At 70.9% G+C, this 12,448-nt stretch carries 10 protein-coding genes; 5 read left to right on the top strand and 5 right to left on the bottom strand.

The features are described from left to right. From ACYVJ0_RS13000 to argG, 5 genes are all read left to right on the top strand, one after another. On the top strand, nucleotides 1-859 hold an 859-nt coding region (locus ACYVJ0_RS13000; RefSeq protein WP_460818254.1), incomplete at its 5' end, for a VWA domain-containing protein. Beyond that, the gene (locus ACYVJ0_RS12995; RefSeq protein ID WP_460818253.1) at nucleotides 841-1,869 is read left to right on the top strand and encodes a VWA domain-containing protein; all 1,029 of its coding nucleotides are present in this window, start codon (nucleotides 841-843) and stop codon (nucleotides 1,867-1,869) included. The genes ACYVJ0_RS13000 and ACYVJ0_RS12995, both read left to right, overlap by 19 nt. Further along, on the top strand, nucleotides 1,866-2,573 hold the full coding sequence (locus ACYVJ0_RS12990) for a hypothetical protein (protein ID WP_460818251.1): 708 nt from the start codon (nucleotides 1,866-1,868) through the stop codon (nucleotides 2,571-2,573). The genes ACYVJ0_RS12995 and ACYVJ0_RS12990 overlap by 4 nt, the downstream gene beginning before the upstream one ends. Beyond that, nucleotides 2,567-3,691 carry a hypothetical protein gene (locus tag ACYVJ0_RS12985; RefSeq protein ID WP_460818249.1) on the top strand — a complete coding sequence of 375 codons (1,125 nt, stop codon included), beginning with the start codon at nucleotides 2,567-2,569 and terminating at the stop codon, nucleotides 3,689-3,691. The genes ACYVJ0_RS12990 and ACYVJ0_RS12985 overlap by 7 nt, the downstream gene beginning before the upstream one ends. Nucleotides 3,692-3,786: 95 nt before the next feature. After that, nucleotides 3,787-5,229 carry an argininosuccinate synthase gene (argG, locus tag ACYVJ0_RS12980; protein WP_460818247.1) on the top strand — a complete coding sequence of 481 codons (1,443 nt, stop codon included), beginning with the start codon at nucleotides 3,787-3,789 and terminating at the stop codon, nucleotides 5,227-5,229. A gap of 57 nt (nucleotides 5,230-5,286) precedes the next feature. Here the strand turns inward: argG and ACYVJ0_RS12975 are convergent, their stop codons facing one another. The 5 genes from ACYVJ0_RS12975 to ACYVJ0_RS12955 form a co-directional block, all read right to left on the bottom strand. After that, a complete protein-coding gene (locus ACYVJ0_RS12975; RefSeq protein WP_449853021.1) occupies nucleotides 5,287-6,489 on the bottom strand; it encodes a Wadjet anti-phage system protein JetD domain-containing protein in 1,203 nt (400 codons plus the stop codon). Continuing rightward, nucleotides 6,489-9,830: an ATP-binding protein gene (locus ACYVJ0_RS12970; protein WP_460818246.1), complete on the bottom strand. Its 3,342-nt coding sequence runs from the start codon at nucleotides 9,828-9,830 to the stop codon at nucleotides 6,489-6,491. Before ACYVJ0_RS12970 ends, ACYVJ0_RS12975 begins: the two co-directional genes overlap by 1 nt. Beyond that, a complete protein-coding gene (locus ACYVJ0_RS12965) occupies nucleotides 9,820-10,485 on the bottom strand; it encodes a DUF4194 domain-containing protein (protein ID WP_449853124.1) in 666 nt (221 codons plus the stop codon). Before ACYVJ0_RS12965 ends, ACYVJ0_RS12970 begins: the two co-directional genes overlap by 11 nt. Nucleotides 10,486-10,487: 2 nt before the next feature. Continuing rightward, on the bottom strand, nucleotides 10,488-11,309 hold the full coding sequence (locus tag ACYVJ0_RS12960) for a DUF3375 family protein (protein ID WP_460818255.1): 822 nt from the start codon (nucleotides 11,307-11,309) through the stop codon (nucleotides 10,488-10,490). Nucleotides 11,310-11,390: 81 nt separating this feature from the next. Next, the gene (locus ACYVJ0_RS12955) at nucleotides 11,391-12,323 is read right to left on the bottom strand and encodes an NADP-dependent oxidoreductase (protein WP_039102271.1); all 933 of its coding nucleotides are present in this window, start codon (nucleotides 12,321-12,323) and stop codon (nucleotides 11,391-11,393) included. Nucleotides 12,324-12,448 lie beyond the last annotated feature (125 nt).

Here is a 12,448-nt window from a genome sequence, read left to right as displayed (position 1 = left end):
GGCGCGCGCCGAGCGGCTGCGCGAGCTCCCCGCCGTGCGGCGGGCCACGCGGCGCCGCGCCCTGGGCCTGGCCGCCATCGCGCTGCTCGCCGGCACGGCGGCGGTCGCCGGCGGCGTCGTCGTGGCGCGTCCCATGGCGGCGCAGACGATCGTGCCCGAGAACACGAGCCGCGACATCATGCTGTGCCTCGACGTCTCCGGATCGATGACGGAGGTCGACAAGGAGGTGCTCGACGTCTTCCTCGAGCTCGTCGACGGCTTCGAGGGCGAGCGCATCGGCCTGACGATCTTCAACGCCTCGCCCGTGCAGGTCTTCCCGCTCACCGACGACTACGCGTTCGTGCGCGAGCACCTCGAGTCGATGCGCGAGAGCTTCGAGTACGGCGACGTCACGCCCGAGCACTGGCTGGGCACGCTCGACGGCCCGGGCGCCTCGCTCATCGGCGACGGCCTGGCCGCGTGCGCGATGCGGTTCGACCACTCCGACGAGGACCGCTCGCGCTCCATCATCCTCGCCACCGACAACGAGGTCGCCGGCGCGAGCGTGCTGACCCTCGAGGAGGCGGCGGCCTACTCCGCCTCGGTGGGCGTGCGGGTGTTCTCGCTCAACCCCATCCAGGACGAGGACGAGGTCTCGCAGCAGCTCATCTCGGCGGCGCGGTCGACGGGCGGCGAGGCGTACGGCCTGCGCGGCACGACGACCGTCGCCGAGATCGTCGACCAGGTGCAGCAGGAGGAGGCCACGGCGCTGCGGGGCGAGATCGAGGTGGTGTGGACCGATGAGCCCACGCTCTGGATCGTCGTGACGCTCATGCTCGTCCTCGTGCTGATCCTCGTCGCATGGAGGGTGAGACTGTGACCTTCCTGCCCGTCCTGCATCCGCTGCTGCTGCTGGCGCTGTGCCTTCCCGTGCTCGCTGTGGCCGTGTGGGCGCTCGCGAGGGCGCGCACCGGCGCCGACCGTGCGACGTGGATCCTGCGCGTCCTGCTCGTGCTCGCGTGCACGGCGCTCGCGTTCCGCCCCGGCATCCCGGACGGCGCGGCGCGCTCGGTCGCCACCGACGTCGACATCGTCATCGCGCTCGACAACACCGCGAGCATGCTCGCGGAGGACTGGGGCGGCGAGAGCGGCGAGCGGCGGATGGACGGCGTCACCGAGGACGTGCGCGCGATCGTCGAGGAGTACCCGGGCGCGCGGTTCGCCCTCATCGCCTTCGACGACAGCGCGCAGCTGCGGCTGCCGCTCACGACCGACACGAGCGCGCTCATGGCCTCCCTCGAGGTGATGGCGCCGCCGCCGGCCGACCGGGCCTCCGGCAGCTCGATCGGCATCGCCGCCGACGTGCTCGAGCAGACCCTGCACAACGCGCAGGAGTCACAGGCCGAGCGCGCCCGCATGGTGTTCTACCTGGGCGACGGGGAGCAGACGGCGACCGGCGAGCCGGAGTCGTTCGCGGCGAGCGCCGAGCTCGTCGACGGCGGGGCCGTGCTCGGCTACGGCACCGAGGAGGGCGGGCGGATCCCGCGCGTCGAGCCGGGCGTCGAGGGGCCGACGGGCGAGTACCTCGAGGACCCCGCCACCGGCGAGCCGGCGCTCTCGCGCATCGACGAGGCCGCGCTCGGCACGATCGCCGAGCAGCTGGGCGTGCCGTATCAGCACCGGCTGCCGGGTGAGGAGCCGCAGCTGCCCGAGGCGCCCGCCGAGACGACGACGGTGGCGGATCAGGAGACCCCCGGCGCGCGCACCGAGCTGTCGTGGATCCTGGGTCTCGTGGTCGCGGGGCTCCTCCTCACCGAGGTGCTCATCGCGTCCGCCCGGGTCGGCCGCACGCTGCGGCTGGCCGCCCCCGCGAAGGGAGGAACCCGATGACGCGCTCGCGCCTGCGCCTCTGGCTGCTGCTCGGCGTCGCGCCGTTCGCCCTCGTCGGCCTCGTCGTGGTGGTGAAGATCCTCAGCATGTACGCCTTCGCGCACCAGTCCGTCACCGCCCACGTGCAGGGCGACCCGGCACGCACCGTCGCGGCCGCCCAGGGCCAGGAGCCGCTCAACTGGTTCGAGCCGTACAAAGCGCCGTACAACCAGGGCGTCGGGCTCGCCGGCATGGAGCGGCTGCCCGAGGCGCGGGCGCAGTTCGAGCGGGCGCTGCCGCTCGCGCACGGCCTGGAGGTGTGCGCGGTGCAGCTCAACCTGGCGCTCGTGATCGAGCGCCAGGGCGACGCGGCCGACCCGGCCGAGGCACAGGAGTTCTACGCCGAGGCCCTCGCGCTCAACGCGTCGCTGCCCGAGGAGTGCCGCACCCCCGAGGCGAACGAGCAGTCGCCCGATCCGGAGCGCGACAACTCCCAGACGCAGGACGACCAGCAGGATCGTCTGCAGCGGAAGCAGCAGGAGCAGCCGCCGCCGGACGACGGATCCGAGGGCGACGAGCAGGAGCAGCCGGGCGAGCAGGAGCAGCAGGAGCAGCAGGACAAGCTCGACGAGATCGAGCAGAAGCTCGAGGACGGCGCCGAGGAGCGCGAGCAGGGCGGCGACGACGGCGAGGGGTCGGGCGGCGGAACGGACAAGCCATGGTGAACCGCGCGCGCTTCGTCTCGAACCACGACGGCGCTCCGCCCACGCCGCCGCCGGGCGGCTACGAGCGCCCGCGCCGGTTCCCCTCCTCGCCGTTCGCGCCCGAGCTGGCGCCGCTCGGCGCGCCGCTGCCGCCACAGGCGACGCGCGAGCGCGTGCGGCGGCACTGGATGGGCTGGGCGGCGCTCGGGGCGGCCGCGCTCTTCGCGCTCGCGCTGCTCGTGATGCTCGCGCAAGGCGCGACCGACGCGATCTACGGCACGACCATGCTCGCCCTCCAGCTGGTCGTCGTCGCCGTGGTGGGGGCGGCGCTCTTCGTTCCGAGCGCCCGCACGATCGCCGCGATCGCCCTCGCGACGACCGTCGTCCTGAACGTCGGCACGATCGGCGCGGCCAGCGCGCTGCGCTCGTCGGCGGCCGGCGCCTACGACGGCACCACGGTCGAGGAGCAGGGCGAGCGCGCGTACCCCGGCATCCGCGACGTCGATCCGGATCTCGTGCTGGAGGCCGACTCGCTCGAGCAGGTGAGCGCGCGCTTCGAGGAGCTGTCGCGGCTCGTGCGCGAGGAGCTGTCGGCGCAGTTCGGGTTCACGTGGGTGCGCATCTCGGACGAGAGCACCCGCCCCGAGCGCAACGGCTACGGCGGCGAGTCGATGCTCGTGGAGTACAGCGCGCCCGTCTGGGCCACCGAGCAGCCGATCCGCTCGCTGTCGCAGAAGCGCGCCGTCATGGCCGCCATCGACGAGGTGCTGCTCGACGCGGGCAACTACTGGACGCTGTATCCGCTGAACGAGTCGCAGGGGATCAGCGAGGAGACCCTCGAGAAGCTGTACGGATCCGCCGATCCGGAGACGCAGACCGTGTGGGAGTACTACACGGAGATCTCGGACGACGATCCGTACGGATCGGGCGGCGCCCCCGATCCGAACCTCATGTACGCCACACTCACCGACCTCACGCACGATGACACCGGCGTGTTCCGCCAGCGCGCCGAGGCCGACCAGGCCCGCAGCGGCGCGCCGCTGGAGGGGCTGCAGCTGTACTTCCTCGGCCGCCAGCTGCTCAGCGAGGGCGACGTGGAGGAGTTCGAGCAGCGCCTCGAGGAGAGCCCCGTGCCGTGACCGCGGTCGGCCGCGACCGCCCCGCGGCGGGGCCGGCCTGCGGCGGCGCCTCCCGAGACGGGGCGCACCGTCGCGCGCCGCCTAGGATTGAGGCCATGTCGAACGTCCTTCAGTCCCTGCCCGTCGGCGAGCGCGTCGGCATCGCCTTCTCGGGAGGTCTCGACACCTCCTGCGCCGTCGCCTGGATGAAGGACGCCGGCGCGGTCCCCTACACGTACACGGGCGACCTCGGCCAGTACGACGAGGACGACATCGCGTCGATCCCGGAGCGCGCGCTGCAGTACGGCGCGGAGAGGTCGCGGCTCATCGACTGCAAGCCGCTGCTCGTCGAGGAAGGCCTGTCGGCGCTCGCGTGCGGCGCGTTCCACATCCGCTCCGCCGGGCGCACGTACTTCAACACCACCCCGATCGGCCGGGCCGTGACCGGCACGCTCCTCGTGCGCGCCATGAAGGAGGACGGCGTCGACATCTGGGGCGACGGCTCCACCTACAAGGGCAACGACATCGAGCGGTTCTACCGCTACGGCCTGCTGGCCAACCCCCGCCTGCGCATCTACAAGCCGTGGCTCGACGCCGACTTCGTGACGCAGCTCGGCGGCCGCACCGAGATGAGCGAGTGGCTCGTCGCGCACGGCTACCCGTACCGCGACTCGGCGGAGAAGGCGTACTCGACCGACGCGAACATCTGGGGCGCCACGCACGAGGCCAAGACCCTCGAGGACCTCGACGTCTCGCTCGAGACCGTCGAGCCCATCATGGGCGTGCGGTTCTGGGACCCGGAGGTGCAGATCGCGACCGAGGACGTCACCGTGACCTTCGAGGCCGGCCGCCCCGTCGCCATCAACGGCCGCGAGTTCCCCGACGCCGTCGCGCTCGTGCAGGAGGCCAACGCGATCGGCGGCCGCCACGGCCTGGGCATGAGCGACCAGATCGAGAACCGGATCATCGAGGCCAAGTCGCGCGGCATCTACGAGGCGCCCGGCATGGCGCTGCTGTTCATCGCGTACGAGCGCCTCGTGAACGCGATCGTGAACGAGGACACCCTCGCCACCTACCACGAGCAGGGCCGCCGCCTCGGCCGGCTCATGTACGAGGGCCGCTGGCTCGAGCCGCAGTCGCTCATGCTGCGCGAGTCGATCCAGAAGTGGGTCGGATCCACCATCTCGGGCAGCGTGACGATCCGCCTGCGCCGCGGCGAGGACTACACGATCCTCGACACGAGCGGCCCGGCCCTGTCGTACGCGGGCGAGAAGCTGTCGATGGAGCGCGTGGGCGACGCCGCCTTCGGGCCGACCGACCGCATCGGCCAGCTCACCATGCGCAACCTCGACATCGCCGACTCGCGCGCGCGGCTGGAGGGCTACGTGGCCCGCGGCATCATCGGCGGCGCCACGGGCGAGCTGATCGGCGCGCTCGAGCGCGGCGAGGCCGGCGCGATCGTGGAGTCGGCCGTGCCTCTCAGCCCGGCGGGCGAGCAGGCCGCCTCGGCGATGGACGAGGTCGGCGAGGCCGCGGCCTTCGACTCCGGCACCGACTGAGCTCGCGAACAAACTCAGCCCGTGGCGACGTCGAGGGTGGCACGGGCGCGGGGGCGGTCAGGAACGAATGGCCGCCGCGCGGAGCGCGTCGAGCGCGGCCGGCCATGGAATGCGCTCCTGTTCCAGGCGCACACCGCCTTCGTCCGCGATCCGATCGAGGGTTCGCTGCTCTGCCGGGGTCAGGGTCGGCAGCGCACGACGGGCGACACCCCCGGGGTCCGGCACCCACAGGTCGCGGTAGGCGAGCAGAGTCTCCTCATCCATCAGGACGCTGCGGGCCTCGACTCCGTGGGCGCGCAGGCGGTGCAGGATCGCGAAGCCGTCGGCATCGAGGTCTCCCCAGTACACGACTCGCCCGCGCCGCGCCCACGGGATCGCATGGACCGGGACGGCGTAGCCTGCCCCATGGATCGCGACCGCTCCGGGCCAGTCCGGCAGGGCGAGCACCGACTCGAGGTTCTCGAAGACGAGCACCGTGTCCGGCGCGATCGTCATGGCCGCGAGTTCCTGGATCGGCGCGGTCACATCCGTCAGCCCGCCCGGGCGCGATGACGGGTCGAGGAAGCGCACACGAACCGTCTCGGGGGCGCCCACGAGCCCAAGGGAAACGCTGCCCGTGACCGCCGCATGAAGCCCCTCGACGAGAGCCCGCCGGGCCCCGAGCCACTTGGTGTGCATACCCGGGATCGGCACCTGTCGCAGCCGGTATCCCGAGGACGGGTTCTCACGCAACCAGCAGAGCACGTGCAGCAGGAGGGCGAAGTCGGGATCATCGAGGCGATCGATGGCGGTGCCGTGGCGTCGGATCGCATCGACCAACGCGGACTCGGGTTCCGCGCCGTCCCGCGCGCGGCCGAGCTCGCCGCCGCGCCCGCCAGGGGTTCCGAGACGCTCCCGAAGCGCCTGCGCGCGGTCCCGCAGCCGCGCCCAGTCGCCTGCCACATCGCGGCCAGCGAAGCGCGCGATCGCGTCAGCGCCGGTCAGGATCACCCTCTCCGGGATCTCCTGCCGCCCCATGCTCGGCCAGCTCCGCGAGCTCCATCGCACGACGACCCCGTCGCCGCCCACGGCACGCCAGGCTGCCGCCCACTCTGCCGCGGCACGGGGGTCGGCCAACGCGGCCCGCTCATTCGGCGGACGCAGCGGGATCTCGCAGGCAGCGCCGGCGCCATCGCCTGCGGCCGCCCAGCCCCGCCGATCCCGTTCGACGAGCTTGGCCGCCCGGGCGCGCGCCTCGTCGACGGTGACGGGCGCCGGCATCAGTCCGCTCCTCCGATCACGCCGGTGGCCGCCTCCTCGAAGGGGACGTTCGCCAGAAGCGACTGCCGGCGCGTGGGATTCGAGACGCTGGTGACGGCGCCGATGTACCGCTCGATCGTCTGCAGCAGCTTCTGCGGCGTGGCGAGGATCATGTGGAACCCGAACTCGCGGAAGACATCCATAGCCATGCGCGTGTACTGGCTGTCCGCCTTGTCGAACGCCTCATCGAGCACGATCGTGCCGTAGGTGGGCACGTCCTGGTCGTCGTCCGTGAGCTGGTACCGCAAGGCGGCCGCGAGGCAGAAGATCACGAGCTTTTGCCTCTGCCCGCCGGACAGCCCGGCACTCGAGTCGTGGACGTTCAGCACACGCCCCGCCCGGTCGACCTCCTGAGCCTGAAAGGTCACGTGCTCGCGGGTGTCGAGGCAGCGCTGCCGCCACAGGGCATCGATACGGTCACCGTTGTCGGCTGATTCGAGTCGGTCCATCACGCTCTTCAGCACGGTGAACCGCTCCTCGGCCCTGGCGTCGTCCTGGTCGAAGGAGCCGTCGACGATGCTCTTGAGCTGCCCGATGAACTCGATCGCCTCCGGGGGCCTCTTCACCTTCACCCGGATCCTCAAGAACCGGTCGACATCGAACAGGGAGCGGCCGAGCGAGGCGTTGACCGGATCGATCCGCTCCTCGATCTCCTTCGGTGCATCGCGGATCTCCTTGAGCAGATGACCGATGAGGTCGCGTGACTTCTCGCGGAGCAGCCGCCGGAAGTTCTCTTCGTGATCGGGCAGGCCGCGAGAGCGGATCGCCTCCCGCAACGCCAGGAAGCCCCCGCGGTCGTCGATATGGGGCGCGAGGTCGGCCGCGGCAGCCTCCCACCTCGTGCGGAACTCCGCGGCGAGGCGGACGAACTCCGCCTCCGCGCGGGACCGGCTCCTCGCGCTCTCGTCAACGACCGCGTGGAGGTGCTTGACAACCGCCGCCCCGACCTGCGCGATGTTCGTGCCGTCGATGCGGCGCTGGACGGCGCGATAGCGCGCCTCGAGGTCGGTCGCGTCCGTGTCGTCGAGGGTGCGCCCGGCGAGCCGATCGGTCAGGCGCTCGATGAGCTCGTCTGTCTGCTGCAGCGCATTCTCGGCGATCGCCGCCGCTCTGCTCGCGGTCTCCGCCTCGTCGTCGCGCTCCTTCTTGAGAGCCTCGGCGGACGCGACCTCCCGCGAGGCCTCCTCCAGTTCTCTGCTGCGCTCCGTCAGAAGGGTGAGCTCGCCTTCGCGGGCCTCGAGCGCCGCGTGGGCCGCGGCGACGTCGAACTCGGACCAGTCCTGGGTCAGGAGGCGACGCAGCACCCCGCGCCGAGCGGCATCGGCCTCGGCGGCCGCGCGTCTCTCCTCAAGCACAGCGAGCGCGAGGCCCTCCTCACGCTCCATCTCGCGGCGGCGCTCCAAGAGATGGTCGATCTTCGCCTGGTTGTCGGATCCGAGGATCCAGTGCCGACGATCCCCGATTTCATGCCGGTCGTTCTTCTCGTAGCGCCGGGCAGCGAGCTTGACCTGCCCGGCGATCGTGACGCCGCGCTCGACTGCATCGAGGTCGTCGGGACTGTCGACGCACGAGATGTCGTAGGCATCCGAGAGTCGGCGCTGCAGCCAGGACGCGAAGGGGCCGTCGGTGACGCGGATGCGGTACAGCAGCGATTGCGGCGCGGCCGCCGGGCGGGGCGCCTCCGCCTCGGCCGGGACGGCTTCGATGACGAGCCGCGTGCCGAGGTGCCAACCGTCGATGTACCGGCGCACGCGCGGCAGATCGACGTCGCGCACGAGAAGCGCGGATGCGATCGGACGCAGCACGCGCTCGAGAGCACCCGTCCACTCCGCATACTCGGGCAGGACGTCGATGAGCTCCCCGCCGAACGGCAGCGCCTTCTCGCTCACGCCCAGTTCGGCGCACAGCCGCTCCCGTACGCCGAGCAGGCGCGGTTCGATGTTGCTTCGGCGGTTCTTCAGCGCCGTCAGCTCCTCGTCGATTCGCGTCATCTCGCGCTTGGCCGCGGCGTGACGTGCGTACGCTGCGTGGTCGTCGCCGCCCTCTCGCCTCTGGCCGAGCGCCTCACGCGCCGACTCCTGCAGCTCGGCGAAATCGGCGGCGCTGCCGGGAACGCTCTCGATCCCGGCGCCCGACAGCTCGGCGGCGAAGTTCTCGACGTTCTTCCGGATGCGGTCCGCCCAGCGCCGGGCGTCCTCGATCCGGCTCCGCAGCAACGCGGCGTCCGCCCCGCCCAGGTTCGCCTCGCGCAAGCGTGCGGCCTGCAGCGCGTCCTCCGCCTCCCGCTGGGCGGCACGCGCTCGGTCCCTCGCCTCGGTTTCGCGGGCGAGCGTCACGATCTGATCGGCCCGATCCCCCTCGGAAATCTGCAGGTGGAACCGATCCTGGAAAACCTCCTGCGCGGCGAGCAGTCGCTGGGCCTCGCCGACCTCGCGTGCCGCGCGGTCATAGTCCGCGACGACCTCGGCGAGGTGATCGAGATGCTCGACCTGCCGGCGCAGCTCAACGACGTGCTCGTGCGCAGTGTTCAGCTCCCGGAACTGCTCGGTCGCGTTGCGCGCCTGGTCGAACGTCTCAGGGCGATCGAGCATGAATGTGCGGAACAGGTGGTCGAGATCGCCCAGGTTCTTCGCGGACTGCGTCTTGTGCAGCAGATGCAGGGCGTTGTCCCCGCCGATCCCGAAAACGCGTCGCACGCGCGCGTAGAAGCCTCCGTGGCTGCTCGTCGAGACGAGACCCTCCGGGAATGCTGCCTTGAGCCGCCTCGCCTCGATGCCCTTCGCCACGAACCCCGCGAGGTCCGTGAGCGAGATCTCCGTGCGCAGCATCACGAGCGCGTCCTTGAGATCGGCGCGGCTCGTGCTCGTGCCGGGCAGGTGGAACAGCCGCACCAGCGTCACCGGCGCGTCACGCAGGTTCTCGTAGTGCAGAAGCACGCCGCTCCACGTGGCCCGCGAGCGGAGGTAGCTGGCGACCGCGCGATCCTCATGCTCGTCCGCCTCTTTGCTCCACGCACCGCGCACGTAGCTGACGAGCCCACGATCGTTGCCCCGAGAGGAGGCGTCCTGCGCGGCGGCGTTGAATCGGAGCCATTTCTCGGGCGTGAGCACCGCGGCGATCGCATCGAGAAGCGACGACTTGCCGGATCCGGAGGCTCCCGTGATCAGGTGGCCCTTTCGGGAGACCTCGATCCGGTGCGCACCGTCGAACGTGCCCCAGTTCACGACCTCGATGCGGGCGAGTCGCCACTGCCCGATCCGAAGCTCGTCCGACGCCTGGGCGGCGGGAAAATCAAGCAGCATCGTCATCCTCCGCCCCGGTGTCGATCCCCGACGTCACCGGGGCGGACTCCCCTCGCGCGACCCGCTCGTACTCGGCGCGGATCGCCGCAACCTGCTCGGCATCGACGAGCATGCGCAGCACTGGCGAGATCTCCACGCGGTCCTCCGAGACCGTGTGCACGACGCGCAACCGGTTCTTCATCTTTCCCCATGAGGAGTTCAGCCTCTTGCCGAAGTCGGTCTCGTCGCGATCGACCGTGCGCAGAGGCCCAAGCTGCTCGAAGACCTCCTCCCGCCCGACGATCACGCGGGATTCTCCCTCACCCGAGAGCAGCATCTGCCGGAGGACGAGCAGCATCGCCGTGTCGAGGAATGTCAGCTGCTCACTGCGCACGGCGACGGGTGCCTCGACCTCGCCGGTCTGCGCGTTGCGGACGAAGGCGAAGCCGGCATCGCGGTCGATCACGAGATCGAGGAAGAGATCGTGCAGCCGCGAGCGGACGGTCCTCTCGTCTGCGAGTAGCGCCGCCCATGGACCGGGCTCGCGCGCGGCCGAAAGGTACGGACCCTTCACCAGCCTGAGGAACGCCCGCCGCGCATCGAGCGCGAGCGTGCCGGTGTCCCCCGGCCAGCGCCCTTCGTCGGCCGCGGTCTCGATCTCCTCGGTCGTCTGCATGCTCACAGCACCCTCCCGGTGAAACGGTAACGAGGAATCCGCGCAGCCCGGGGCACGCCGTCGGCGCCCTCCCACTGCACGTGCTCCGTGTCGCCCGTCGATGCGCCCTGCGCAGCTGCGAGCGAGAGAAGGCCGACGACGCTCGCGACGCCCTGGGTCGCCGGAAAGCTCTCCAGCACCTCACCGATCGACGCGTCGCCACGCTCGTCGAGCAGCGCATTGACGTTGCGTGTCAGCTCCTCGAAATCGATCTCGGTCTCGCGCGCGAGGGCCCGCAGGTCCTCGATGCTCACAGGGTCCGTCGCATGCAGAACGACATCCTCCGGTGCGTCGTACGCGGCCGGATCGAGAAGACGGAGCGCTCCGGCGCTACGCACCGGTACCGCCGACAGCTCGAGGCGCCGCGAGGTCGCAGCGTAGGGCTTGGTGCGCGCACTCGCCCGCTGGGCGGCGGCCAGAGCGTCACGCAGCTCGCGCCGGAGCACACGGTCACGCTGATACTCGTGGGATTGCACGTACCGACGCAGGCCCCGCGCGAAGGAGGTCACGACGTCGTGAATCTCCGCGCTGCGCTCCTTGAGCGTGCGGAGCAGTCTGCGCAGGAATCGCCGCTCGGCGAGCGTCAGGGCGCCCGCGAACTCGCGCTCCAGAACGCTCCGGATGTCGTCCTCCAATGCCTGCCCTCGTTCGGGGTCGAGGACGAGCGCGGAGAAGCCCGAGAAGCTTCGCCCGGCGTCCGACTGGTCGATCAGGTCGACACCGCGGAAGATCTCGTCCAGCACCGCCTTCTGTGCCTCATCCGACTCGAGCACACGCGTACGCAGGTCCCCCCTCCAATACCGGCATGTCCTCGGCCCTACACGCTTCGTGAGGTAGTAGGTAACGGCGCTCCCGTTGTCGCCACCTCAGAAGACCAGGACGAGCCGCCCGCGCACCCCTCCTGCTTCCAGGCGCCGGTGAGCCTGGGGAGCCTGGTCCATCGGGAGCTCCTGGGCTACGCGCAGGCTCAGCAGGCCTTCTTCGGCCTGGCGGCCAAGGGTGTGTAACTTCTCCGAGGCACGGGCGTAGTCGACCACCACGATCGGCTGGAACACGATGCCCCGCTCGCCTGGTTGGTCGTATCCGCGCAGGGTGATCACCGTTCCACGGTCCTTGATCGCGGCCGCGATCTCGTTCCCCTGTACGGCACCGTCGATCAGCGCATCCACCCCGGCGGGGTAGTGCTCGCGCACCGCTTGTGCGAAGCCCTCGCCGCGGGGCAGCACCAGGTCCGCTCCCAGGCTCTTGACGAGTTCCTCGTCCTGCGGTGCGGCGTCGGCCACGACCCTCAGCCCGTCGGCCTTAGCCAGCTGCACCGCGTACCCGCCCATGGCCCCGGCTGCACCGGTCACCGCCACCACATCACCGGCGTCCAGGCCCAGCCTGTCCAGGGCCAGTCGCGCGGTCAGCCCGTTCATCGGCAAGGTGGCGGCCTCGGCGAAGCCGGTGTTCGACGGCATGGGCGCCACGGACTCGGCCGGAACCGCCACGCGTTCGGCATAAGCCCCGTGTGAGCCGCGCGGGACGATGATGGCCATGACGCGATCACCGACCCTCAGATCGGTCTGGGTCTCGGGGCCGATCTGTTCGATGACCCCGGCCGCATCCATGCCCAGCACATACGGTCCCCCGGCTGTCCCCGCCCGCCGCTGCCGGGTGCGCCCGGTGAGGTCGGTAGGGTTCACCGCAGCCGCGTGAACACGAATCAAGACCTCGCCCTCGCCGGGAACGGGATCGGGAAGCTCGATCACGTCGAGGACGTCCGGGTCACCGGGGGTATGGAATCCAATTGCCTTCATACCCTGGGCTGTGTCAAGCTTCGTAGACGATCTCTTTGTGGATTTCAGGCCGCGGTTGCGGTCTGGGCGTAGTAGGCGGCCCGGGTCTCGGCGGGGGTGCGGTAGCCGAGGGTGGAGTGCAGCCG

The organism is Microbacterium petrolearium (assembly GCF_054782875.1).
The sequence above is the reverse complement of the archived record's forward strand: the minus strand, read 5'-3'. Positions and strand labels throughout refer to the sequence as shown.

Excerpts from the sequence above, each read along its gene's own strand:
- ACYVJ0_RS12995 (WP_460818253.1), top strand. The coding sequence starts at position 841 with ATGGAGGGTGAGACTGTGACCTTCCTGCCCGTCCTGCATCCGCTGCTG.
- ACYVJ0_RS12990 (WP_460818251.1), top strand. The coding sequence starts at position 1,866 with ATGACGCGCTCGCGCCTGCGCCTCTGGCTGCTGCTCGGCGTCGCGCCG.
- ACYVJ0_RS12985 (WP_460818249.1), top strand. The coding sequence starts at position 2,567 with ATGGTGAACCGCGCGCGCTTCGTCTCGAACCACGACGGCGCTCCGCCC.
- argG (WP_460818247.1), top strand. The coding sequence starts at position 3,787 with ATGTCGAACGTCCTTCAGTCCCTGCCCGTCGGCGAGCGCGTCGGCATC.
- ACYVJ0_RS12975 (WP_449853021.1), bottom strand. The coding sequence starts at position 6,489 with ATGCCGGCGCCCGTCACCGTCGACGAGGCGCGCGCCCGGGCGGCCAAG.
- ACYVJ0_RS12970 (WP_460818246.1), bottom strand. The coding sequence starts at position 9,830 with ATGCTGCTTGATTTTCCCGCCGCCCAGGCGTCGGACGAGCTTCGGATC.
- ACYVJ0_RS12965 (WP_449853124.1), bottom strand. The coding sequence starts at position 10,485 with ATGCAGACGACCGAGGAGATCGAGACCGCGGCCGACGAAGGGCGCTGG.
- ACYVJ0_RS12955 (WP_039102271.1), bottom strand. The coding sequence starts at position 12,323 with ATGAAGGCAATTGGATTCCATACCCCCGGTGACCCGGACGTCCTCGAC.